Below are 22,936 nucleotides of genomic sequence, written 5' to 3'. Positions count from 1 at the left end.
AGTGCGCATCCAGTGTATCAGCAGGCGACCGGGCCGACCCTCCTCCCCCCTCGGCGCCCGCCGACGGTTCTCCACGAGTTCCCTGCGCGGCCGTCGCGCCCGGACGACATGCGGAAGGGTCGGGCCATGCGTGTCATCCCACCCACCTCTTTCCGGCGCTTTCGCGCCGTGACGGCGCTCGCACTCGTCGTGTGGATCGCAGCGGCGCCTGTGACCGCTTCAGCCGCGACGCCGGATGAGGGCGACCCTCCGGCGGGGGGCGGCGCGGACGCCGGGTCGGTCTCACTCGCACGCGATTGGCTGTGGCCCGTGAAGCCTTTCCGCCTCGAGCGCCCCTTCGTCGCCCCGGCTCACGACTACGGCCCCGGACACCGGGGCATCGATCTCGCCGCGATCGGCGAGGACGTCGTCCACGCCCCCGCGCCGGGCGCTGTCGCCTTCTCCGGCCAGGTGGCCGGGCGCGGCATCCTGACGATCGACCACGGGGAGGGCCTCGTGTCCACCCTCGAGCCCGTGGAGTCCGACCTCGTGGCCGGCACGCCGGTGGCCGCCGGCGCCGCCGTGGGGCGCGTCTCCGTCGGCGGCCACACGACGCCCGGCGTGCTGCATCTCGGCGTGCGCCTGGACGGCCGGTACATCAACCCGCTCGTGCTGCTGGGCGGCGTACCGCGAGCGGTGCTGCTGCCCTGCTGCTGAACGCCTGCTCATGCGCGCGGGTGGGCGAGGCGGTAGGAGGCCGCCAGCCGCTCGCTCGAGACGTGAGTGTAGATCTGCGTGGTTCCGAGGCTCGCGTGGCCGAGCATCTCCTGGACCGCGCGCAGGTCGGCGCCGCCGTCGAGCAGATGCGTCGCCGCCGAGTGCCGCAGCGCGTGCGGACCGACCTGGGCGCCGAGTTCCGGCCCGAGCTCACGAGAGACCAGATCGTAGACAGCACGAGGCCCGATGCGGGCGCCTCGCGCGCCGAGGAACAGGGCGGAGGCGGCGGCACCGTCGACTCGACGCGCCGCGAGCGCCGGCCGCCCCCGCACGAGGTACGCATCGACGGCGCGCAGCGCGGGCAGCCCGAAAGGCACCACCCGCTCCTTGGAGCCCTTGCCCAACACGCGGGCCGTGCGTCGTTCGCGGTCGAGGTCGCCGACGTCCAGTCCGCACAGCTCGGAGACGCGCACCGCGGCCCCGTAGAGGAGCTCGAGCATCGCGTGGTCGCGCAGTGCCAGCGGGTCGCCGTCGGCGGCCGCGGATTCGAGCCGCTCCAGCACGCTGGTCAGCGTGTCGGCGGTCGCGACTTTCGGCAGCGTACGGCCTCGCTTGGGAGCGACCAACCGCAGGCTGGGGTCGGACGCCACGGCGCCGCTCTCGGTCGCCCAGGCGAAGAAGCCGCGTACGGCGGCCGTCCGGCGCGCGATGGTGGCGCGGCTGTCGCCCCGCTGCACCGCCTGCCACAGCCAGTTGCGGAGGTTCTCGAGGTCGACGACGGCGAGATCGACGTCGCCGCACGCCACGGCGAGCCCGGCGAGGTCGGAGCGGTACGCGCGGACCGTCGCCGGCGACAGACGACGCACCTCCGCCAGATGGCGCAGGTACGCCTCTGCGGCGTCGACGATCTCCATGCCTCCAGCTTGCGCCCCGGTGAGGGGCGCGGCGCGGCGACGCACCGCGCGGTTGCCTCTTGCCTCGCGAGCTCTCGCTGGATGGCGCGTCGAAGCCGGCGAGAACGGCACGGCGATGAGCTCGTCGCCACCGCGCGTTCGGCACGGACGGCCCGGCACGGACGGCCCGCGGCACGGTGGTGCGCTCCACGGCGTTGCGCTCCACGGCGTTGCGCTCCACGGCGTTGCGCTCCACGGCGTTGCGCTCGCCACGCCGCTGGCTTCCCACGGCCGTGCCCTCGCACACGACCTCGCGCTCCCGACGGCTGCGCGCTCCCCACGGCTGTGCGCTCCCCACGGCTGCGCACTACCCACGGCTGCGCACTACCCACGACTGCGCGACCCGCGACTGCGCGCCCCCACGGCTGCGCGCCAGTCACGACTGCGCGACCCGCGACTGCACGCCCCCGCGGCTGCGCGCTCGTCATGCCCCCATGCGTCGCAGCCTCCATCCCTCGGCGCCCGTTTCCACGGCTCCGTCGAGTCGCAGAAGGCCGAGAACACCCTCGACGGCGTCCGCGGCCATCCCCGCCCGGCGCGATGTCGCCGGGGCCGCGCCAGGCGCGTGTGCTCATCGCGTCCATCACGCGGATCGCGTCCGCCGTGTAGCCCGGCACCCGAGTGGCGCCGTCATCCTTCGCCGACGCCAGTCCGAGCAGCTCCCGCACATCGTCGGCCCCGGTGATGCACTGCGCGCCGTACTCGCGGATGAGGCGATGCGTGCCCGCAGACGTCGCCGAGGTGATCGGGCCCGGAACCGCGCCGAGCGGCCTCGACAGCGCCGCCGCATGGCCGGCGGTGTTGAGCGAGCCGCTCCGCCACCCGGCCTCGACGACCACCGTCGCCGCAGACAGTGCTGCGATGAGCCGATTGCGCTGGAGGAAGCGCCACTTCGTGGGAGCGGAGCCGCAGGCCACCTCGCTCGCCACGACACCGTGCCGGGCGATCTCGTCGATCAGACCCGCATGCCCGGCAGGGTACGAGCGGTCGGCGCCGCCCGCGAGCAAGGCGACCGTCAGACCGCTCGCAGCGAGGGTCGCGCGGTGGGCAGACCCGTCGATGCCGTATGCGCCGCCCGACACCACCGCGATGCCGTCACCGGCAAGGTCGGCCGCGAGCTCCATCGCGACATGGTCTCCATAGCGGGACGCCGCCCGTGCGCCGACGATGGCCACGGATGCGTCCAGGCGTCGGAGCGCAGTGGCATCGCCGCGCAGCCAGAGGCACAGGGGGGCATGCGCCTCGAGGTCGTCCAGCTGGCCCGGCCACTCGGGATCGGCCCGCGTCACGAGACTGACGCCGCGCGCTGCGGCCCTGAGGAACGAGTCCTCGACGGCGCGCGCTGAGAGCCGCGGCAGCCACCGCTTGCGGCCCTCGGCCAGTTCGCGCGGGGTGACGTCTGCGAGGTTCCCCTCCGCGAGGACCGCCTCCAGCGCGGGCGCGGCACCGCGAGCGGCGACGATGCGCCCTGCCACGGAGTCGCCGGGCTCGATCAGGTGGCACCACACCGCCGTCGCGTATCGCTCGCGAGCCGCGTCGGCGCTGTGGTGGATGCCCAGCGGTGCGAGCGCACGCCGGGCGGCGTCGGCACTCAGGTCGAACGAGATCACAGGGCCAGCCCCTTCTTCAGATAGAGCGCCCGCCCGATGTGCTCGGCGCTCAGCTGCCCTCTGCCCTCGATGTCGGCCAGCGACCATGCCACCCGCAGCACGCGATCGTAGCCGCGCAGCGTCAGCGCGCCGCGGTGCAGCGCGGCGTCCAACGGCCGCCGGACGACGGGCGGCGGAGCGGCAGGTCCCTCGCGGAGCCAGGTCCCGGGTACGTCGGCGTTCACGCGCCAGGGCGTTCCCCGGAGCCGGTGACGCGCGCGCCCACGGGCCTCGGCGACCCGGTCGCGCGCGGCAGCGGTCGAGATCGTCGGTCCGCGGCCGCGGTGGGCGACGGAAACCCTCGTCAGGGTCAGCTCGATGTCCATCCGGTCCAGCAGCGGCCCGGACAGCCGGCCGAGGTAGCGGCGGATCGCGGCCGGCGGGCACGTGCAGGTGCCGCCGCGGATCCCGTAGTCGCCGCACGGGCACGGGTTCGTGGCAAGCACCAGCTGGAAGCGCGCCGGGAACCGTGCGTACGCGCCGGCGCGATGGATCGTGATGGAACCCGACTCCAGCGGCTGCCGCAGGGCGTCGAGGGCGCTTGCGGCGAACTCGCCGGCCTCGTCGAGGAACAGCACGCCTTCGCTCGCGCGGGCGATCGCGCCGGGCCGGATGAGGCGCGATCCCCCGCCGACGAGAGCGGCGACGCTCGCACTGTGGTGCGGGGCTTCGAACGGCGGTGTCCGTGACAGCTCCACGACGCGCGAGCCCGCGAGGCTGCGGATCGACGCACTCGCGAGCGCCGCGCCGTCGTCGAGTTCGGGCAGGATGCCGGGCAGCCGTCGCGCGAGCATCGTCTTGCCGGCACCCGGCGGTCCGCACATCAGCAGGTGATGCCCGCCGGCCGCTGCGACGATGAGCGCGTCCACGGCATCGCGCTGGCCGATCACCTCGTCGAGATCGAGTGCGGGCTCGGGAGCCTGCTCGTCGTCCAGCAGCGCGACGGGCTCTTCGGCGACGACCTCCACGTCGCCGCCGTGCCAGGCGACCACCTGCGCCAGGTTGACGGCTGCCAGGACGTCCATTCCACCGACGAGCGCGGCTTCGGCGCCGTTGGCGTGCGGCACGACGATCCGCCGATGACCTGCCCGCCGGGCGGCGACCACCGCGGGCAGAACGCCCGGCACGGGGCGCAGGCGCCCGTCGAGGCCCAGCTCGCCGATGTGCACGGCCGACGCGACGGAGGCCGCATCCATCGAGGACTCGGTCGCGAGCGACGCGATGGCGATCGCGATGTCGAAGCCTGATCCCTGCTTCGGCAGGCTCGCCGGTGACAGGTTCACCGTCAGCCGTCGCCGGGGAAGCGGGGTGCCGCTGTTGGCGCACGCGTTGTGGACGCGCTGCACCGCCTCGCCGAGCGCCTTGTCGGGCAGGCCGATGATGCGGAACTCCGGGGTCTGCTGCGACAGGTCCGCCTCGACCTCGACGCATTCGCCCTCGGCGCCGACGAGCGCGACGGCCCACGTGCGTGCGACGCTCACGGCACCTCCACGTCGACGAGGTGCTCCAGGCGAGCCGTCGAGGGCTCCGTCCCCGTGAGGCCGATCGCGTCGATGCGCAGCCGACGCCCCTGCACGAGCTCGCGGTGCTGGCTCGCCCAGGCGACGCCGAGCCGCCACAGTCGTACACGCTTGCGCGCGTCGATGGCCTCGAACGGGTGGCCGAACTCTTCGCCCCGCCGCGTCTTGACCTCCACGACGACCACCGCGGCGCCGTCCGCCACCACGAGGTCGAGTTCGCCTTCACGGCCTCGCCAGTTGCGCGCGAGGACCGTGAAGCCCTGGGTCTCGAAGTACCGTGCGGCGCGGTCTTCGCCCGCTCGGCCGAGCACGTCTTTGTCTGCCATGACGGCATCGTCGCGTGAGCGTGCACGCGCGCGGACGCCCGGCAGCGGCATCCGTTCAGAACCGGTGTGCGTCCCAGGATCGTGCGGGCTGGGGAGGAGCCGGCGGCTCAGGTGTCGAGCGAGAGCTCTTCGGGCAGGTGGAAGTCCCGGCGCGACAGCTCTTCGACGTTGACGTCCTTGAAGGTGAGCACGCGCACCGCCTTGACGAAGCGGTCGGCGCGGTAGATGTCCCACACCCAGACGTCCGACATCGAGATCTCGAAGTAGAAGTCGTGCTCGGTGTCGCGGCGCACGACGTTGACCTCGTTCGCGAGGTAGAAGCGCCGTTCCGTCTCGATCACGTACTGGAACTGCGAGACGACATCGCGATACTCGCGGTAGAGCGCGAGTTCGAGTTCGCGGTCATAGTCTTCGAAGACCTCGTCATCCATGGTGCTCCCATCCTATGGGCGCGAACGGATGCCGCGACGCCGGTCCGCGCGTGGCGAACGCTCAGAAGAGCGTCGGCGCGTCCGCGATCGACCAGGACGCGCGATGGTGCCGGCTGATGCCGTGCGTGCGTATGGCCTCGCGGTGGTCGGGGCTCGCATAGCCCTTGTTGCGCGCCCAGTTGTAGGCCGGAAGCTCGTCGTGGAGCTCGGTCATGAGACTGTCGCGCGCGACTTTGGCGATGACGGATGCCGCTGCCGCCGATGCGCAGTCGCGGTCGGCCTTGATCACCGGCTGCACCGTCAGTCCCCATGCACCGGCGGGGCGGATGTAGTCGTAGTTGCCGTCGAGGATCACGATGGCGTCCTCGGGGACCACCCCGTGAGCGCGGAGGTCGGCGATCGCGCGGATGGCGGCGAGCCCCAGCGCGCGCATGATGCCGATGTCGTCGATCTCCTCCGAGCTCGCCCAGCCGACCGCGCTCGCGGCGACCCACGATGCCGCCCGCGCGGCGACGTCGGCGCGTCGGGGTTCCGGGACGAGCTTCGAGTCGCGGAGCCCCTGCGGGATCCGCTTGCGGGAGCGGGGGGCGTCGACCACCGCCGCGCCGACGGCCACCGGACCCGCCAGCGCACCGCGGCCGACCTCGTCGCACGCGATCACGAGCGTGTGCTCCCGCAGGAGTCGGCGCTCGAGCGTGAGACGAGGCTCCGCGACGGTCACTTCGCGCCGCCCTCCGGCTCCGGCGTGGGAACGCCGGCGAACACGTCGTGATGGAAGTCGAGGAAGCCGAACCGGTCGAACGGCCAGGTCACCAGGAAGGCGCGACCGACGAGGTTGTCGATCGGCACGAAGCCCTTCCCCGGCTGGTCGGTGTTGTACCGCGAGTCCTTGGAGCGGTAGCGGTTGTCACCCAGCACCCAGAGGCTGCCCTCCGGCACGACGATGTCGAAGGGGTCGCCGGATGCCGCCGACTCCCCCGCGGGCAGCTTGATGTAGCCGCTCTCGTCGATGGGAACGTCGTTGACGGTGATCTGACCGATGGCATTGCAGCAGACGACATGGTCGCCCGGGAGTCCGACGATGCGCTTGACGAGGTGGTCATCGCTGTCGGGCGCGGCAAGGCCCACGAGCGACAGCACCCACTCCACGCCCTCCACGATCGGCGGGCGGGCAGGCTCCGTGCTCGGCGGCAGCCAGCCGCCGGGATCCTGGAACACGACGATGTCGCCCCGGTCGTAGGCGCCGAACCGCGGGGTGATCTCGTCGACGAGGATGCGGTCCTTGACGTGGAGGGTGTCCTCCATCGATCCGGACGGGATGTAGAACGAGCGGACGAGGAATGTCTTCACGACGAGCGAGACGAGGACGGCGATCAGGATGATCACGATCACATCGCGCAGGAAGACGAGCCAGCCCCGACGACGCGGCTGATTGGTCGCTGCGGGCTCAGGCCCGGGCGCCGGCTCGGCAGGAGCCGACTTCTCGGTCGTCATGGAGTTCCTTCGCGGGCGCCGACGGTCGCGGCGACCCGCCTTCAAGGGTCGCACATTCCGGCCGCTCCGGAGAACGGACGAGGCCCCGGACGCAAGCGTCCGGGGCCTCGAGACAGCGCTGCAGGCAGCGGGTGTCAGCTGTCGCGCTTCTCCTTGATCTTGGCCTTCTTGCCACGGAGGTTGCGCAGGTAGTAGAGCTTCGCGCGACGCACGTCACCGCGGGTCACGACCTCGATGTGGTCGATGACCGGGGAGTGCACCGGGAAGGTGCGCTCGACGCCGACCTGGAAGCTGATCTTGCGGACCGTGAAGGTCTCGCGCACGCCGTCGCCCGAGCGGCCGATGACGACGCCCTGGAAGACCTGGATACGCGAGCGGTTGCCCTCGGTGATGTTGACGTGCACCTTCACGGTGTCGCCGGCGTTGAAGGCGGGGATGTCGGAGCGGAGCGAAGCCGCATCGACGGCGTCGAGGATCTGCATGATCGTCTCTCTCTGCGGCCGCCACAGGTCGACCGCGGGAAGTAAGGTGAAGGACTCGGTGTGCCGCAGGCCTCCGGCGTGACGCCGTTCAGCTGATTCCCCTGCGGCAGAACCGGTCAGGGCACAAACAGCCATTCTGCCATGGATGCCGCACCCGGCCAAAACGCGTCAGCTCGCGGGCGGCGTCTGCTTCTCGGAGATGATGATGACATCGCGTTCCGCGGCGCGCGGCTCATCGGTCTGCGCCGGGATGTAGGCGACGCCGTCCGAGGTGCGCAGGACGAATCGCGACGGCCGCGCCTCGCTCCACAGCTGCCACAGCTCGAGCCAGAACAGCCCGACACCGGCCAGGATCGTCACGACCATCACAGGAGCCCACCAGGCCTCGGCGAAGAAGCCGAGCGAGATGACGAGCAAGTGCCAGACGGTGAACCCGAGGACGTCCCACCACGAGACGGCGCGATGGGCGCGGACGGTGCCGCGTGCCCGCACCAGAAGGGTGAGGATCAGCTGCCAGACGAAGACGCCGGGTATCGCGAGGAACAGCACCCAGAGGAACGCCCAGCCGCCCGCGTTGAAGACGGCCCATCCGACGAAGAGCCACAGTGGCAGCAGGAAGGCCGCCGGAATGAGCCAGCCGAAGAACGCGCGACGCAGCCACATGCCTCCGATGCTACGCCGCCGATGCGGGTCATGGCGCGGTTCCGCGTGCCACGGGGCATCCTCCCAGCCCGGTGGCGACGAGTCCGACAGAATGGAGGAGGACTGAGAGGAAGCTCCACATGATCGAGTTGCGCACCCCTGCCGAGATCGAGGCGATGAAGCCCGCCGGGCGATTCGTCGCCGAGACGCTCGCGACGCTGCGCGACGAGACCAAGGTGGGCACGAACCTCCTGGCGATCGACCGCCGAGCCCACGAGCTGATCCGCCGGGCCGGTGCCGAGTCGTGCTACATCGATTACCACCCGTCCTTCGGCGCCCGCCCGTTCGGCAAGGTCATCTGCACCTCGGTGAACGACGCGGTGCTGCACGGACTGCCGTTCGACTACGCCCTCCGCGACGGGGATCTGGTGTCGCTCGACTTCGCCGTGTCGATCGACGGCTGGGTCGCCGATTCCGCGGTCTCCTTCGTCGTGGGCACACCCCGTGACGAGGACCTCGCGCTGATCGACACGACGGAGCGGGCGCTGGATGCCGCAATCGCGGCGGCGACGGTGGGCAACCGCATCGGCGACATCTCCGCAGCCATCGCCGCCGTCGCCCATGGCGACGGGTACTCCATCAATACGGACTTCGGCGGGCACGGCGTAGGTCGCGAGATGCACGGCGACCCGCATGTGGCCAACGACGGCAAGGCCGGGCGGGGCTACCCGTTGCGGGCAGGACTCGTGCTCGCCCTCGAGCCGTGGTTCCTGCAGACGACGGACGAGCTCATCACCGACCCGGACGGCTGGACGCTCCGCTCGGTCGACGGGTCGCGCGGTGCCCACTCGGAGCACACCGTCGCGATCACCGATGACGGCCCGATCGTGCTCTCGGACCGTTCGTGGCTCGGCGTCCGCTGACCTCAGCCCACTCCGGTCGCGACCACGAGCGCTGAGCGCGGAGGCAGCGCGAGCGTCCCCTCGTCCGCCGACGCTGCCGGATCCGTCGACAGCAGTATCCGCCCCGGGCCGCTCACCGGCAGGTGGAGGAGCTCGGTCGAGAAGTTGACGACGATCTCCGTGCCGCCGCGATCGAGCCGGAACCAGCGTGCTCCGTCGTCGGCGATGGCCGCGATGTGGCGGAAGTCGGGGTCGGCGAGCTCGGGGCGCTCCCGTCGCAGCGCGAGGAGCTCGCGGTAGAGGGCGAGGACGCTCGCGTGGCTGCCGGCATCCTTCTCCTCCCACCGCAGGGTGGAGCGCCGGAACGTCTCGGGATCCTGCGGGTCGGGAACGACGGACTCGTCCCAGCCCATCCGCGCGAACTCCGCCTTGCGCCCGCGCGCGGTGGCCGCGCCGAGTTCGGGCTCGGGGTGGGAGGTGAAGAACTGCCAGGGTGTGGAGGCGGCCCATTCCTCGCCCATGAACAGCATCGGCGTGAACGGCGCGAGAACCGTGAGGACCGCGGCGATCGCGAGACCGCCTTCGTCGAGCGTCTGCGAGAGGCGGTCGCCGGCGGCCCGGTTGCCGATCTGATCGTGATCCTGCGAGAAAGTAACGAGTCGCCAGGTGGGGATGCGCCGGTCGATGGGGTGGCCGTGCGCCCGACCCCGGAACGACGACCAGGTGCCGTCGTGGAAGAAGCCGCGGGTGGCCGCCTTCGCGAGCGACTCGAGGGAGGCGAAGTCGGCGTAGTAGCCGCTGGTCTCCCCCGTCAGCGCCACGTGCAGCGCGTGGTGGTAGTCGTCGCTCCACTGCGCCGTGAGCCCGTAGCCTCCGGCCTCGCGCGCCGAGATCAGGCGCGCATCGTTCAGGTCGGATTCCGCGATGAGCGTGAGCGGCCTGCCGAGGTGTGCGCTGAGCGCGTCGACGGACTCCGCGAGCTCCTGCAGGACGTGGACGGGGCCCTCGTCCTTCAGGGCGTGCACGGCGTCGAGCCGCAGGCCGTCGACGTGGTGGTCGCGCAGCCACATCAGCGCGTTCTCGACGATGTAGCGGCGGACCTCGGGCTCGTCGAGGTCGACGGAGGACCCCCAGGTGTTCGACTCCGCGTCGCGCAGATACGGTCCGAACTCGGGCAGATAGTTGCCGCTCGGGCCGAGGTGGTTGTAGACGACGTCCTGGATCACGCCGAGCCCGGCCGCATGGCACGCGTCGACGAAGCGCTGGTATGCGGCCGGCCCGCCGTACGGCTCATGGACGACGTACCAGAGCACGCCGTCGTAGCCCCAGTTGTGCGCGCCGTTGAACCCGTTGACCGGCAGCAGCTCGACGAAGTCGATGCCGAGCTCGACGAGGTGTCCGAGCTTCCGGGCGGCGGCATCCAGCGTCCCCTCCGGCGTGAAGGTCCCCACGTGCAGCTCGTAGATGACTCCCCCGGCGAGCTGCCGCCCGGTCCACGCGCTGTCGTTCCACTCGTGGCGGCCCGGGTCGAAGACGGCGCTCAGCTCGTGCACACCGCGGGGCTGCCGCCGTGATCGCGGATCGGGCCGTGCGACCGTCGCGTCGTCCAGGACGAAGCCGTACTCGTCGCCGTGCCCCAGCTCGATGCCGGCGCGCCACCAGCCCCCGCCCACGTGAGTCATCGGGCTGTCGGCGCCGCGACCGGGCGCACGCAGCGCGACTCTCGTCGCCCGCGGAGCCCAGACTTCGGGGATCATGACTGCTCCCCCGGGATGAGCAGCGCGACCGGATAGACGTCGAGCAGCTCCGCCAACGCGATGTGACCCGTGAACGACCGCCCGGTGAGCACGTCGGTGGTCGGTCCGGCGTGCCGCAGCAGAACCGTGTCACCCCACGGGGATCCGGTCGCCTCACCGCGCCGTGCCAGCCCGACCGGGCGACGCGTCGCCACCGCCACCGCGCCGCCGCGGTCTGCCGCGATCGCATGCTCGGCGGCCACGCCGACCACCGTCATCGGCGTATAGCGCGTGAACAGGTCCGGACGGTCGCGGCGGAGCCGCAGGGCGCGGGAGGTGACGAGCAGCTTCGCCGCACCGCTCCGGTCGACGATCGGCTGCTCGCCCGCGTCGATGCGTGACAGCAGCCGACGGCGTTCGTCGAAGTCGACGGCCCTGCGGTTGTCGGGGTCGACGAGGCTCTGCTCCCACAGCTCGCTGCCCTGATAGACGTCGGGGACGCCGGGACCGGTGAGCTGGAGCAGCTTCGCCGACAGTCCGTTGGACCAGCCGGCGCCCTCGATCTCGGAGACGAAGGTCTCCAGGCGCGCCGTCACCGCGGGGTCGTCGAAGGCCGCGTCGACCGCCGCGTGGAGGCGGCGCTCGAACGCCGCGTCCGGCTCCAGCCACGAAGTGGCCTCGCCGGCCTCGCGCGCCGCCTTCTCGGCATATGCGCGCAGCCGCTCACGCGATGCCGGCCAGGCACCCACGATTGCCTGCCAGAGCAGGGCGTCGAAGGGTCCGTGGCCGGTGGTGGCGGCATCCGTCAGATTCTGCAGCACCTCACCCCACCTCTCGGGGATCTCGGAGAGCACCGCCAGCCGCGCGCGCACGTCTTCGCCCCGCTTGGTGTCGTGCGTCGACAGGGTCGTCATCGAGTGCGGCCAGGCGGCGTGGCGTGCGGCCTGGGCGGCGTGGAACTCGTCGATCGACAGCGCGAACACGGAGGGATCGGCGCCCACCTCGGTGAGCGTCCCGAGACGCGTCGCCCGGTAGAACGCCGTGTCTTCGACGCCCTTCGCCATCACCATGCCGCTGGTCTGCTGGAAGCGGAGGGCGGCGGGATGCTGCGGGTCCGCGAGCGCCGGCAGGACCGCCTCGAACGTCGCGGCCAGGTCGGGTCGGTGCGCGCGGGCGGCGGCCTCGGCCGCGTCCAGGTGCTCGCGGCCCGCCGGCAGATAGGAGCGATACACCGGAAAGCGTGCGAGCAGCTCGACGAGCGCGTCCTCGGTCGCCGCATCGTCGGGCGCTCCGAGGTCACGGGCGAGCCGGCGCACCTCGGAGCGCAGGATCCCCTCGCCGATCGCGCGCTTCGTCGCCGCAATCGTCTCGGACCACGGCATCGCCGAGGGGAGGTTCGAGCGCTCGCGCAGCCGCGCGTCGACGGCGTCCAGCTGTGCTTCGCCGGCGGCATCCACGAACACCCGGTCGATCGCGGCGAGCGCCTCGTAGCCCGTCGTGCCGTCGGTCGCGAAGAACTGCGGCAGCGCCTCGCCGTGCTCGAGGATCTTCTCCACGATGACGTAGGCGCCGCCGGTGAGCGCGTCCAGGCGTTCCAGGTACTCGACCGGGGCACGCAGACCGTCGGGATGATCCACTCGCAGGCCGTCGACCAGGCCGTCGGCGAACCAGCTGCCGATCTCGCCGTGGCTGGCCTCGAACACCGCCGGGTCCTCGACACGCACCGCTGCGAGACTCGAGACGCCGAAGAACCGGCGGTAGTTGAGGTCGGAGGCCTCTCGGCGCCACGACATGAGCTCGTAGTGCTGGCGCGCGTGCACGGCCAGCACGTCGTCCGCGTCGGATCCCGCGCTCTCCGGCGCGAGCGGGAAACGGTGGTCGTAGTAGCGCAGTTCGCCGTCCTCGACGCGGAGGGTGCCGGCCGCCGCCGCCTGCTGCGGGGCTTCGCCGAGGACCGGCAGCCGTACCTTGCCTCCGCCGAAGTCCCAGTCGATGTCGAAGGCATCAGCCCAGCGCGACCGGCGACCATGCGTCAGCAGATCCCACCACCACGGGTTCTCCTCGGGGCGCGCGACGCCGACATGGTTCGGGACGATGTCGACGAGGATGCCGCGACCGGCCTCGTGGAAGGCGTGGGCCGCACGCTCGAGCGCCGCCCTGCCGCCTCGTGAGAGGTCGACGGACGTCGGATCGACGACGTCGTAGCCGTGGTCGGACCCCTCGGAAGAGGTGAGGAGGGGCGAGAAGTACACCCAGTCGACGCCGAGATCGCTCAGGTAGTCGCGGAGCGCGACGGCGTCGTCGAGCGTGAACGACGGACGGATCTGCAGACGATACGTGGAGGCCGGACGCGACGTCGGCATGGCTCTTCAGATCCTCTCAGTGGCGGAGCTCTGCGCGCGGAGCGGCACCGCGCACCTCGTCCGGTCCGACCGGATTCGCGGCCGCGAGCGACGCCGCCACGGAGTGGTCGACCTCCGGCTCAGGCAGCTCGTGCTCTCGCAGCACCATCAGCGACCGGGCGGGAACCGCCAGCGTCGACCCCGGCTCGATGGGCTCGGTGTTGGCGTGAAGCCCCGCAGTGTCGACGATGACGTCCCACTTCGGACTGAACTCGACCGCCGGGATCAGGAAGTCCACCGGGTCGTCTCCGGCGTTGAAGAGCACGATGAAATGGCGGTCCGAGATCGCTTCGCCGCGGCGGTCGCGCTCGCGGATGCCGCCGCCGTTGAGGAACACCGCGACGGCGCGGCCGAAGCCCGACCCCCAGTCCTCCGGCTGCATCTGCGAACCGTCGGGACGCGCCCACACGATGTCGGGAATCGGCGCGCCCTCTTCGCGGCGCACCGGGCGTCCGTCGAAGAAGCGACGGCGACGGAACGTGGGATGCTCACGACGCAGCCGCGCCAGGGCCGCGGTGAATTCGAGCAGCGGCTGGTCGGGCGCCGACCAGTCGACCCACGTGACCTCGTTGTCCTGCGCGTAGCCGTTGTTGTTGCCGCTCTGGGTGCGGCCGAGCTCATCGCCGTGCAGCAGCATCGGAACGCCCTGCGAGAGCATCAGCGTCGCGATGAAGTTCCGCTGCTGACGGGCACGCAGCGCCAGCACGCCCGGATCGTCCGTCGGCCCTTCGACGCCGCCGTTCCACGAGCGGTTGTCATCGGCGCCGTCGCGGTTGTCCTCCCCGTTGGCCTCGTTGTGCTTCTCGTTGTACGAGACGAGATCACGCAGAGTGAATCCGTCATGCGCGGTGACGAAGTTGATGGATGCCACCGGCCGGCGCCCCGAGTGCTCGTAGAGGTCCGACGAGCCGGTGAGTCGCGATGCGAACTCGCCGAGGGTCGCCGGCTCACCCCGCCAGAAGTCGCGCACCGTGTCGCGGTACTTGCCGTTCCACTCCGTCCACTGCGGCGGGAAGTTGCCGACCTGGTAGCCGCCCGGGCCGACGTCCCAGGGCTCGGCGATGAGCTTCACCTGCGACACCACGGGATCCTGCTGGACCAGCTCGAAGAAGGTCGACAGGCGGTCGACCTCGTAGAACTCGCGGGCGAGCGTCGACGCGAGGTCGAAGCGGAACCCGTCGACGTGCATCTCGAGCACCCAGTACCGCAGCGAGTCCATGATGAGCTGCAGCGTGTGAGGGTTGCCGACGTTGAGGCTGTTCCCGGTACCGGTGTAGTCGGTGTAGTAGCGCTTGTCGTCGTCTTCGAGACGGTAGTAGGCCTCGTTGTCGATGCCGCGCATCGAGAGCGTCGGGCCGAGATGGTTGCCCTCGGCGGTGTGGTTGTACACGACGTCGAGGATCACCTCGATGCCCGCAGCGTGCAGGGTCTTGACCATGGCCTTGAACTCCTGCACCTGCTGGCCGCGCTCGCCGCTCGAGGAGTACGTGTTCTGCGGAGCGAAGAACGCGATGGTGTTGTAGCCCCAGTAGTTCGAGAGGCCCTTCTCCTCGAGTCCCGAGTCGTTGACGAACTGGTGGACCGGCATGAGCTCGATCGCCGTCACGCCGAGCTTCTCGAGGTGCTCGATGATCGCGGGATGCGCGATCGCGCTGTAGGTGCCGCGAATCTCCTCGGGGATCGCCGGGTGCAGCTTCGTCAGCCCGCGCACGTGGGCCTCGTAGATGAACGACTCCGCGTACGGCGTCTTCGGCAGCCGGTCGCCGCTCCAGTCGAAGTACGGATTCACGACGACGCCCATCATCTGGTGGGACGCGGAGTCTTCGTCGTTGCGCGAATCGGGCGCTCCGAAGTCGTAGCCGAACACGGCCTGCCCCCACCGCACCTGACCTTCCACCGCCTTGGCGTAGGGGTCGAGCACCAGCTTGTTCGCGTTGAACCGCTTGCCTGAGGCGGGGTCGTACTCTCCGTGGACCCGATAGCCGTAGCGCTGTCCCGGCTGGATGGAGGGCAGATAGCCGTGGTACACGAAGGCGTCGACGTCGACGAGGTCGACGCGCGTCTCGGTGCCGTCGTCATCGAAGAGGCAGAGTTCGACGCGCTCGGCGCCTTCGCTGAAGAGCGCGAAGTTGGTGCCGCTGCCGTCGAACGTCGCCCCCAGCGGATACGGGGAACCGGGCCAGATCTGCATGCGACCTCCATTTCGGCGGGGCCTTCACCCTAGCGGGCGCAAGGGAACGGAGGCTCGGGGTGGTGCCCGGCGCCGGAGACACGGTATGCGCGTGGTCGACCACGCCGTTCTCACACCCCTGCCGCTCGGGCTGTGAGAGAAACGTTCGCTCGGGGTAACGGTGGGCGGTCGGGGGGTGAAACACCGCCCTCGTAGCGTCTGGATCACCGAGACCTTCGCCCCACGAGGAGGAGCCATGGCCCACCGGGATCGTGTCGACAGCCGGAAACATGACGCTGACGCTGCTGCAACATCAGCCGCGTACGGTGACCACATGAGCGACACCCCTGCCCTCGGCACCCATGTGGTGGTCGTCGGCGCGGGCATGGTCGCTCACCGATTCGTCGAGAGCCTGCTGAGCCGAGCGGGCGAGCAGTGGCACATCACGCTGATCGCCGAGGAGCAGCGTCACCCGTACGACCGGGTCGGGCTCACCGGCTTCTTCGCCGGGGCGTCCGCCGAGGATCTCGAGCTCGAGCGCTCGGTCCTCGAAGACAGCCGCGTGCGCTTCCTCCGCGGCGATGCCGTGACCCGCATCGATCGCGCGGCGCGCCGCGTGACGACGCGCAGCGGCACGAGCGTCGCCTACGACCGGCTCGTGCTCGCGACCGGCTCCTACGCCGCGCGGCTCGCTGTCGACGGTTTCGGCCTGGAGGGCTGCTTCGTCTACCGCACCCTCGACGACGTCGAGAAGCTCGAGGACTTCGTGCAGCGACGTTCGGCCGAGCTCGGTCGACCGCTCGTGGGCACCGTCATCGGCGGCGGCCTGCTGGGGCTCGAGGCAGCTGGTGCCCTCCAGGGGCTCGACGTCGCCTGCACCGTGGTGCAGTCCTCCGACCGTCTGATGTCGGCCCAGCTGGATCTGCCCGGCGGCAACGCGCTCCGCCGGCTGATCGAATCGCGGGGAATCGCCGTCAAGACCGAGACGGTGACGACGCGACTGGACCCTGACCGGTCGGGCCAGGTGACCGGCCTCGAGTTCCGCGACGGCTCCTATGCACGCACCGACGTCGTCGTGTTCACGGTCGGCGTGCGGCCGCGCGACGAGCTGGCCCGCAGTGCGGGCCTCGACGTGCACGAGCGCGGCGGCGTGCTGATCGACGACGGGTGCCAGACCTCCGACCCGCGGGTCCTCGCGATCGGCGAGGTCGCCAACTACGACGGCATGTGCGTCGGACTGGTCGCACCGGGCTACGCGATGGCGGAGGTCGCCGCGACCCGTCTGCTCGGCGGCGAGGCGTCGTTCCCCGGCTACGACCTGTCGACGAAGCTGAAGCTGTCGGGCGTCGATGTGGCGAGCTTCGGCGACGCCTTCGCCGAGACCCCGGGCGCCCTCGATGTCACATACGCCGACCCGGTGGCCGGCGTCTACAAGAAGCTCGTGCTCTCTGACGACGCGAAGACACTGCTCGGCGGCATCCTCGTCGGCGACGCATCGGCCTACGGCTCGCTGCGGCCCCTCGTGGGCGGCGCGCTCGGCGGCGACCCGGCCGCCTACCTCATGCCCGAGGGCGGCGTCGCGGCTCCCACCGGCGATCTCCCCGACGACGCGCTCGTGTGCTCGTGCAACAGCGTCACCGCCGGCCGGATCCGGCACGCGGTCCATGACGAGGGCTGCACGGACGTCGCCGGCATCAAGGCGTGCACGAAGGCGGGAGCCGCCTGCGGCTCGTGCGTCATGATGGTCAAGAAGATCGTCGGCACGGAGCTCGCGAAGACGGGTGCGGCGCTGAGCAACGCGATCTGCGAGCACTTCGACATGTCGCGCCGCCAGCTGTTCGACGCCGTCCGCGTGTCGGGGCTGACGACCTTCAGCGCCGTGATCGAGCGCTTCGGCACCGGCCGCGGCTGCGACATCTGCAAGCCGGCGCTCGCGAGCATCCTCTCGACGCTGGTGCGCGGGCACGTTCTCGACGGCGAGAACGCGACGCTGCAGGACACCAACGACCATGTGATGGCCAACCTGCAGAAGGACGGCAGCTACTCGGTGGTCCCCCGCATCCCGGGCGGAGAGATCACCCCTGAGGGGCTCGTCGTGATCGGCCAGGTCGCGAAGGACTTCGGCCTGTACACCAAGATCACCGGTGGGCAGCGCATCGACATGTTCGGCGCCCGGCTCGAGCAGCTGCCCGACATCTGGCAGCGCCTCGTCGAGGCGGGGTTCGAGTCCGGACACGCCTACGGCAAGTCGCTGCGCACGGTGAAGTCGTGCGTCGGGTCCACGTGGTGCCGGTACGGCGTGCAGGACTCCGTCGGCATGGCGGTGCAGCTGGAGCTGCGCTACCGCGGCCTGCGCTCACCGCACAAGATCAAGCTCGGCGTCTCGGGCTGCGCCCGCGAGTGCGCGGAGGCGCGCGGCAAGGACGTCGGGGTCATCGCGACCGAGGCGGGCTGGAACATGTACGTCGGCGGCAACGGCGGCTTCACTCCGCGCCACGCGGTGCTGCTGGCCGAGGGCCTCAGCGACGAAGAGCTGCTCACCGCGATCGACCGCTTCCTGATGTACTACATCTTCACCGCCGACCGCCTGCAGCGGACGGCGCCGTGGTTCGAGGATCTGGACGGGGGCATCGAAGGGCTCCGCGCCGTGATCTTCGACGACAGCCTGGGCATCTGCGCCGACCTCGACGCCGCGATGGCCGCGCACGTGGACTCCTACGAGGACGAGTGGAAGGCCACGCTCGAGGATCCCGAGAAGCTGCGCCGGTTCGCCTCCTTCGTTAACGCGCCGACGACTCCCGACCCCTCGCTCGCCTACACCGCCGAGCGCGGACAGCCCCGACCCGCGACCGAGGACGAGCGCGCCGATTCGCGTGTGCTCATCGCCGGAACGACACTGGAGGTGCGCCGATGACGCTCGTCGACCCGCAGACGGCCGAGTACACCGCTCCCGACGGCTGGGTGCGCGTATGCGCCCTCGACGACCTCGAGGTGGAGCGCGGCCGCGCCGCGCTCCTCGGCGGCACCCAGATCGCCCTGTTCCTCCTCCACGGACCGGACGGCTCGGGCGGCCGCGTGCACGCGGTGTCGAACCTCGACCCGTACAGCCACGCGCACGTCATCTCACGGGGCATCGTCGGAACACGCCAGGACGTGCCCACGGTCGCGTCCCCGATGTACAAGCAGGTCTTCGACCTGCGGACCGGCGCGTGCCTCGATACCCAGGGCAAGGAGCCCAAGAGCCTGCACGTCTGGCCCGTCGCGGTGGACGACGGACACGTGCTCGTCCGCTGGGAGGGTGAGAGATGAGCGCGGTCGGGCGCGTCGACCTCATCGGCGGCGGTCCGGGTCCGATCGACCTGCTCACCCTTCGGGCGTGGCGTCTGCTGCAGCGGGCGGACGTCGTCGTGATGGACCGGCTGGGGCCGACCGACATCCGCGACCATGTCGGGCCGGATGTCGAGGTCATCGATGTCGGCAAGCACCCGGGGCACCACCCGGTGCCGCAGGAGGAGATCAACGACCTCCTGGTCGCCCGCGCGCGGAACGGCAAGCGTGTCGTGCGCCTCAAGGGCGGCGATCCGTTCGTCTTCGGCCGCGGCGGCGAAGAGGTCGCCGCCTGCCTGGCAGCCGGCATCCCCGTCGACGTCGTGCCCGGCATCTCGAGCGCCATCGCAGTGCCGCAGGCCGCCGGCATCCCGGTCACGCATCGCGGCGTCGCCGGCGCCGTCCACATCGTCAACGGCCCGTCCGAGGTCACCGACGCGACGCTCGCCGCGCTCCGCGACGACAGCGTGACCACCGTCATCCTGATGGGCGTCGGCGCGCTGCCCCGCATCGTCTCCGACGCGCTGCACGCCGGCGTCCCGGCCGACCGCCCGGTGGCGATCGTCGAGCGCGGGCACCACCGCGATCAGCGGACGACGCGCAGTACGCTGGGCTCGGTGGTGTTGGATGCCGGACGTGCCGGTGTGCGAAACCCCGCCGTCATCGTCGTGGGCGACGTCGCCCGTGCCGGGCTGCTGCAGCCCGAACACCAGCTGGCAGGTGACACCGTCCGTTGAGCTCCACCACCCGCCCCACCCTGTCGGCCGCACTCGACGGCTGCACGATCGTCATCGCCGTCGACCGTCGGTCGTCGGAGCTCGCCGCTGCCCTCGAGCGCCACGGCGCACAGGTCCGCCACGCGCCGGCGCTCACGATCGTGCCGCACATCGACGACGACGCCCTGATCGCAGCCACCCGCGAGCTGATCGCGCGTCAGCCCGACGTCGTGGTCGCGACCACCGGCGTGGGCTTTCGCGGCTGGATGGAGGCGGCCGACGAAGCGGGACTCCTCGACGACCTCCACGCAGCGCTCGGCCGCGCGCAGATCGTCGCCCGCGGCCCCAAGGCCCGCGGCGCGATACAGCAGGCGGGCCTGACCGCCGACTGGGTGGCGGAGTCCGAGACGTCGGTCGAGCTCGGCGAGTTCCTCCTCGCCGAGGGAGTCGCCGGCAGACGCGTCGCGGTGCAGCATCACGGCTCCGGCGCCGACGGCCTCGACGAGCTGTTCACGCGTGCCGGCGCCGACGTGGTCAGCCTCACGGTGTACCGCTGGGGCCCGCCGCCGGATCCGGCGGCGGTCTCGCGCTCGGTCGTCGCGGCCGCGGCGGGCGAGGTCGACGCCGTGCTGTTCACCTCCGCACCCGGCGCCGCCGAGTGGATCACCGCGGCCCGCAACGAAGGCGTGCTCGAGGCGATCGTCGAGCGCGAGACCGAGCGGCGCGTGCTGATGGCCGCGGTGGGGCCGATCACCGCAGGTCCGCTGCAGGATGCCGGCCTTCACCCGCTCATCGCGGAACGCGGCCGCCTGGGCTCTCTCGTGCGCGCCGTCGTGACGCACTTCGGCGGCGGCGGCGCGGCATCCCTCCCGACATCCGCCGGACGGCTCGAGCTGCGCAGCGGTGGGATCGTGCTGGACGGCCGGCACATCGCGCTCTCACGCAGCGCCACCGACATCGTCGCGGCCCTCTTCGACGCACAGGGCGGCGTGGTCTCACGTCCCCGCCTGCAGGCGGCACTCCCCCGGTCCGGAGAGAACACCCATGCGGTGGAGATGGCCGTCGCACGGCTGCGCGAGGCGCTCGGCGTTCCCGACCTGGTGAAGACAGTCGTCAAACGCGGCTACCGGCTCAACGTGATCGAACCCGCCTGAGCCGTGTCAGGGCGCCGACTCGGGCTCGGGCTCCGGCAGCAGATCGGGGCGGTGCGCCCGCGTGCGCTCGAGACTCTGCTCTCGCCGCCACGCGGCGATCGCTCCGTGGTTGCCGCTGAGCAGCACCGGAGGAACCTCCATGCCCCGCCACTCGGCGGGCTTGGTGTAGCTCGGGTACTCGAGCAGGCCCAGCTCGTGCGACTCCTCCACGAGACTCTCGGGGTTTCCGACCACGCCGGGGATGAGGCGCGACACCGCCTCGATGACCGCCATCGCGGCCACTTCGCCGCCGTTGAGCACGTAATCTCCGAGACTGACGAGTCTCACGCGCCCGCGCGCGGCGTAATGATCCACGACGCGCTGGTCGATCCCCTCGTAGCGTCCGCAGGCGAAGACGAGGTGCTTCTCCTCGGCCAGCTCCCGCGCCATCGGCTGCGAGAACAGCTCCCCGGCGGGCGAGGGCACCAGAAGCACGGCATCGTCGCTCAGCAGCTCGTCGAGCGCCTCGCCCCACGGCTCCGGCTTCATCACCATGCCCGCGCCGCCGCCGTACGGGGTGTCGTCGACGGTGCGGTGGCGGTCGTGCGTCCAGTCGCGCAGGTCGTGGACGTGCATGTCGAGGATGCCGCGGTCACGGGCCTTCCCGATCAGCGAGACCCCGAGCACGTCGAAGAACGTCGGGAAGATCGTGACGATGTCGACGCGCATGCCTCCGAGTCTAGGAGGCCGCCGTGTTTCCGGCGTGTGACGGCGCATCCACCTCGGCGCGGGGCCGGCGGTGACGCAGAAGTGATCGAGAAGTAACCGCACGGGCCGACGGGCGGAAACACCGCGTTCCTAACGTGGAGACACACTCACCCCCACGTGTTTGCTCACCCTCAGGGAGGCGCCATGACCACGACCGATTCGCCGTCGTTGACGGATACCGCATCATCGCCCCGCACCACCTCGCCGGCCGATGCGCCGGTCGCCCTCGCTCATCGCCCCGGGCGCTGGATCGACGGGTGGAACGCCGAGAACGCGACATTCTGGCTCGGAGAGGGTCGCGCCATCGCGCGGCGCAACCTCGGGTGGTCGATCTTCGCCGAGTTCCTCGGGTTCATCATCTGGCAGCTGTGGAGCATCGTCGTCGTCATGCTCCCGGCGGCGGGCTTCCAGCTCACGAGCTCTGAGTCGTTCTGGCTCATCTCGCTGCCGAGCCTCGTCGGCGCGACCCTTCGCTTTCCGTACACGTTCATGGTGGCGATCTTCGGCGGCCGCAACTGGACGATCGTGTCGGCAGGACTCCTGCTGATCCCGGCCGTGCTCCTCGGCATCGTGGTCGGCAACCCCGACACGCCGTTCGGGGTGCTGCTTCTCGTGGCGGCGCTCGGCGGTGTCGGTGGTGGCAACTTCGCGAGCTCGATGGCGAACATCACGTACTTCTTCCCGCAGAGGGAGAAGGGCTGGGCGCTCGGCCTCAACGCCGCGGGCGGCAACCTCGGCACGTCGGTCGCGCAGTTCGCGGTCCCGATCGCGGTGACCATCGGCGCGGGTGCCACCCTCAACATCTCCCTCGCCGGATGGATGTGGATCCCGCTGATCCTGGTGGCGATGTTCGGCGCGTGGCGCTACATGGACAACCTGTCGTCTGCGAAGGCCGACTTCGGCAGCTCCGCCGCAGCCCTGCGCGAACCGCACCTGTGGATCATGGCCGTGCTCTACATCGGCACGTTCGGCTCGTTCATCGGCTTCGCGAGCGTGTTCCCCAAGCTCATCGCCGACCAGTTCCCGGAGTTCTCGACCATCCAGGTCGGCCAGGCCGCCGTCTCGCTGGCGTTCCTCGGCGCGCTCGTCGGCTCGCTCGCCCGTCCCTACGGCGGTCGTCTCGCGGACCGCTTCGGCGGCGCGCGGGTCACCGTGTGCGCCTTCGCGGTGATGGCGCTCGGCGCGCTCACGCTCGTCTGGACGCTGCCGCTGCGCAACTTCGCGGTGTTCCTCGCCTGCTTCCTGGTGCTCTTCGCCGCGACCGGAATGGGCAACGGCTCCACCTACCGAATGATCCCGAGCATCTTCGCCGCCCGCACGATCGCCAAGGGCTTCGCTCCGGGCACGCCCGAGGCCGTCAAGATGCAGCGCAAGTCGGCCGCGGCACTCGGCCTCATCTCGGCGATCGGCGCGTACGGCGGCTTCCTGGTGCCGCAGGTGCTGAACGCGTCGCAGCTGGCGACCGGCGGCTATTCGGCCGCGTTCGTGGGCTTCGTCGCCGCCTACGTCGGTCTGCTCCTGCTGACCCTGTTCGTCTACGTCATCCCGCGGCCGTCGCTGGCGAAGCAGCGCATCTGACCGCACGTCGT

Annotated in this window: 19 protein-coding genes and 1 pseudogene; 7 read left to right on the top strand and 13 right to left on the bottom strand. The window is 71.0% G+C overall.

Features of this window, described 5'->3' with window-relative positions; translation table 11 throughout:
- Window positions 1-126: 126 nt before the first annotated feature.
- A complete protein-coding gene (locus Q9R08_RS06305; RefSeq protein ID WP_308867032.1) occupies window positions 127-696 on the top strand; it encodes a murein hydrolase activator EnvC family protein in 570 nt (189 codons plus the stop codon).
- A gap of 8 nt (window positions 697-704) precedes the next feature.
- Here the strand turns inward: Q9R08_RS06305 and Q9R08_RS06300 are convergent, their stop codons facing one another.
- The 9 genes and pseudogenes from Q9R08_RS06300 to Q9R08_RS06260 form a co-directional block, all read right to left on the bottom strand.
- Window positions 705-1,610: a tyrosine recombinase XerC gene (locus Q9R08_RS06300; protein ID WP_308867031.1), complete on the bottom strand. Its 906-nt coding sequence runs from the start codon at window positions 1,608-1,610 to the stop codon at window positions 705-707.
- A gap of 755 nt (window positions 1,611-2,365) precedes the next feature.
- Window positions 2,366-3,346: pseudogene (dprA, locus tag Q9R08_RS06295) on the bottom strand (DNA-processing protein DprA); the annotation flags it as partial.
- Complete coding sequence (locus Q9R08_RS06290) at window positions 3,256-4,779, bottom strand: YifB family Mg chelatase-like AAA ATPase (protein WP_308867030.1); 1,524 nt, start codon at window positions 4,777-4,779, stop codon at window positions 3,256-3,258. The pseudogene dprA and the gene Q9R08_RS06290, both read right to left, overlap by 91 nt.
- Complete coding sequence (locus Q9R08_RS06285; protein WP_308867029.1) at window positions 4,776-5,144, bottom strand: YraN family protein; 369 nt, start codon at window positions 5,142-5,144, stop codon at window positions 4,776-4,778. The genes Q9R08_RS06290 and Q9R08_RS06285 overlap by 4 nt, the downstream gene beginning before the upstream one ends.
- Window positions 5,145-5,251: 107 nt before the next feature.
- Window positions 5,252-5,575, bottom strand: a complete 324-nt coding sequence (locus Q9R08_RS06280) for a DUF2469 family protein (protein ID WP_045297888.1) — start codon at window positions 5,573-5,575, stop codon at window positions 5,252-5,254.
- A gap of 61 nt (window positions 5,576-5,636) precedes the next feature.
- Window positions 5,637-6,296 (bottom strand): ribonuclease HII, encoded by a 660-nt coding sequence (locus Q9R08_RS06275; RefSeq protein ID WP_308867027.1) that lies wholly within the window; start codon window positions 6,294-6,296, stop codon window positions 5,637-5,639.
- Window positions 6,293-7,069, bottom strand: coding sequence for a signal peptidase I (gene lepB, locus Q9R08_RS06270; protein ID WP_308867025.1), 777 nt, complete (start codon window positions 7,067-7,069; stop codon window positions 6,293-6,295). The genes Q9R08_RS06275 and lepB overlap by 4 nt, the downstream gene beginning before the upstream one ends.
- Window positions 7,070-7,203: 134 nt before the next feature.
- Complete coding sequence (rplS, locus tag Q9R08_RS06265) at window positions 7,204-7,551, bottom strand: 50S ribosomal protein L19 (RefSeq protein WP_308867024.1); 348 nt, start codon at window positions 7,549-7,551, stop codon at window positions 7,204-7,206.
- 168 nt (window positions 7,552-7,719) lie between these two features.
- Window positions 7,720-8,214, bottom strand: a complete 495-nt coding sequence (locus Q9R08_RS06260) for an MFS transporter permease (RefSeq protein WP_308867023.1) — start codon at window positions 8,212-8,214, stop codon at window positions 7,720-7,722.
- Between the two features lie 119 nt (window positions 8,215-8,333).
- Here Q9R08_RS06260 and map point away from each other — a divergent pair, with 119 nt between their 5' ends.
- Window positions 8,334-9,116, top strand: coding sequence for a type I methionyl aminopeptidase (gene map, locus Q9R08_RS06255; protein WP_308867022.1), 783 nt, complete (start codon window positions 8,334-8,336; stop codon window positions 9,114-9,116).
- Window positions 9,117-9,118: 2 nt separating this feature from the next.
- Here map and treZ read toward each other — a convergent pair whose 3' ends face one another.
- The 3 genes from treZ to glgX are packed head-to-tail and all read right to left on the bottom strand — an operon-like array spanning window position 9,119 to window position 15,424.
- Window positions 9,119-10,852 carry a malto-oligosyltrehalose trehalohydrolase gene (treZ, locus tag Q9R08_RS06250; protein ID WP_308867021.1) on the bottom strand — a complete coding sequence of 578 codons (1,734 nt, stop codon included), beginning with the start codon at window positions 10,850-10,852 and terminating at the stop codon, window positions 9,119-9,121.
- Window positions 10,849-13,194 carry a malto-oligosyltrehalose synthase gene (gene treY / locus Q9R08_RS06245; protein ID WP_308867020.1) on the bottom strand — a complete coding sequence of 782 codons (2,346 nt, stop codon included), beginning with the start codon at window positions 13,192-13,194 and terminating at the stop codon, window positions 10,849-10,851. Before treY ends, treZ begins: the two co-directional genes overlap by 4 nt.
- A 16-nt stretch (window positions 13,195-13,210) precedes the next feature.
- Window positions 13,211-15,424 carry a glycogen debranching protein GlgX gene (gene glgX / locus Q9R08_RS06240; RefSeq protein WP_308867019.1) on the bottom strand — a complete coding sequence of 738 codons (2,214 nt, stop codon included), beginning with the start codon at window positions 15,422-15,424 and terminating at the stop codon, window positions 13,211-13,213.
- Window positions 15,425-15,737: 313 nt separating this feature from the next.
- Here glgX and nirB point away from each other — a divergent pair, with 313 nt between their 5' ends.
- From nirB to Q9R08_RS06220, 4 genes are read left to right on the top strand one after another with little or no spacing between them, the layout of a single operon-like run.
- Window positions 15,738-18,317, top strand: a complete 2,580-nt coding sequence (nirB, locus tag Q9R08_RS06235) for a nitrite reductase large subunit NirB (protein ID WP_308867018.1) — start codon at window positions 15,738-15,740, stop codon at window positions 18,315-18,317.
- Window positions 18,314-18,712: a nitrite reductase small subunit NirD gene (nirD, locus tag Q9R08_RS06230; protein WP_308867017.1), complete on the top strand. Its 399-nt coding sequence runs from the start codon at window positions 18,314-18,316 to the stop codon at window positions 18,710-18,712. The genes nirB and nirD overlap by 4 nt, the downstream gene beginning before the upstream one ends.
- A complete protein-coding gene (gene cobA / locus Q9R08_RS06225; protein ID WP_308867015.1) occupies window positions 18,709-19,467 on the top strand; it encodes a uroporphyrinogen-III C-methyltransferase in 759 nt (252 codons plus the stop codon). Before nirD ends, cobA begins: the two co-directional genes overlap by 4 nt.
- Entirely contained in the window at window positions 19,464-20,600 is a 1,137-nt protein-coding gene (locus Q9R08_RS06220) for a uroporphyrinogen-III synthase (RefSeq protein ID WP_308867014.1), read from the top strand. The genes cobA and Q9R08_RS06220 overlap by 4 nt, the downstream gene beginning before the upstream one ends.
- A 6-nt stretch (window positions 20,601-20,606) precedes the next feature.
- Here Q9R08_RS06220 and trmD read toward each other — a convergent pair whose 3' ends face one another.
- On the bottom strand, window positions 20,607-21,308 hold the full coding sequence (gene trmD / locus Q9R08_RS06215; RefSeq protein WP_308867013.1) for a tRNA (guanosine(37)-N1)-methyltransferase TrmD: 702 nt from the start codon (window positions 21,306-21,308) through the stop codon (window positions 20,607-20,609).
- Window positions 21,309-21,491: 183 nt separating this feature from the next.
- Here trmD and Q9R08_RS06210 point away from each other — a divergent pair, with 183 nt between their 5' ends.
- Entirely contained in the window at window positions 21,492-22,925 is a 1,434-nt protein-coding gene (locus Q9R08_RS06210) for an MFS transporter (RefSeq protein ID WP_308867012.1), read from the top strand.
- Window positions 22,926-22,936: the final 11 nt, after the last annotated feature.

It is taken from the genome of Microbacterium psychrotolerans, from assembly GCF_031085295.1.
Classification (GTDB): domain Bacteria; phylum Actinomycetota; class Actinomycetes; order Actinomycetales; family Microbacteriaceae; genus Microbacterium; species Microbacterium psychrotolerans.
The sequence above is the reverse complement of the archived record's forward strand: the minus strand, read 5'-3'. Positions and strand labels throughout refer to the sequence as shown.

Coding starts and splice junctions, on each gene's coding strand:
- Q9R08_RS06210 (WP_308867012.1), top strand. CDS start 21,492: ATGACCACGACCGATTCGCCGTCGTTGACGGATACCGCATCATCGCCC.
- Q9R08_RS06285 (WP_308867029.1), bottom strand. CDS start 5,144: ATGGCAGACAAAGACGTGCTCGGCCGAGCGGGCGAAGACCGCGCCGCA.
- treZ (WP_308867021.1), bottom strand. CDS start 10,852: ATGATCCCCGAAGTCTGGGCTCCGCGGGCGACGAGAGTCGCGCTGCGT.
- treY (WP_308867020.1), bottom strand. CDS start 13,194: ATGCCGACGTCGCGTCCGGCCTCCACGTATCGTCTGCAGATCCGTCCG.
- cobA (WP_308867015.1), top strand. CDS start 18,709: ATGAGCGCGGTCGGGCGCGTCGACCTCATCGGCGGCGGTCCGGGTCCG.
- lepB (WP_308867025.1), bottom strand. CDS start 7,069: ATGACGACCGAGAAGTCGGCTCCTGCCGAGCCGGCGCCCGGGCCTGAG.
- nirD (WP_308867017.1), top strand. CDS start 18,314: ATGACGCTCGTCGACCCGCAGACGGCCGAGTACACCGCTCCCGACGGC.
- Q9R08_RS06260 (WP_308867023.1), bottom strand. CDS start 8,214: ATGTGGCTGCGTCGCGCGTTCTTCGGCTGGCTCATTCCGGCGGCCTTC.
- rplS (WP_308867024.1), bottom strand. CDS start 7,551: ATGCAGATCCTCGACGCCGTCGATGCGGCTTCGCTCCGCTCCGACATC.
- Q9R08_RS06305 (WP_308867032.1), top strand. CDS start 127: ATGCGTGTCATCCCACCCACCTCTTTCCGGCGCTTTCGCGCCGTGACG.
- Q9R08_RS06300 (WP_308867031.1), bottom strand. CDS start 1,610: ATGGAGATCGTCGACGCCGCAGAGGCGTACCTGCGCCATCTGGCGGAG.
- trmD (WP_308867013.1), bottom strand. CDS start 21,308: ATGCGCGTCGACATCGTCACGATCTTCCCGACGTTCTTCGACGTGCTC.
- nirB (WP_308867018.1), top strand. CDS start 15,738: ATGAGCGACACCCCTGCCCTCGGCACCCATGTGGTGGTCGTCGGCGCG.
- map (WP_308867022.1), top strand. CDS start 8,334: ATGATCGAGTTGCGCACCCCTGCCGAGATCGAGGCGATGAAGCCCGCC.
- glgX (WP_308867019.1), bottom strand. CDS start 15,424: ATGCAGATCTGGCCCGGTTCCCCGTATCCGCTGGGGGCGACGTTCGAC.
- Q9R08_RS06280 (WP_045297888.1), bottom strand. CDS start 5,575: ATGGATGACGAGGTCTTCGAAGACTATGACCGCGAACTCGAACTCGCG.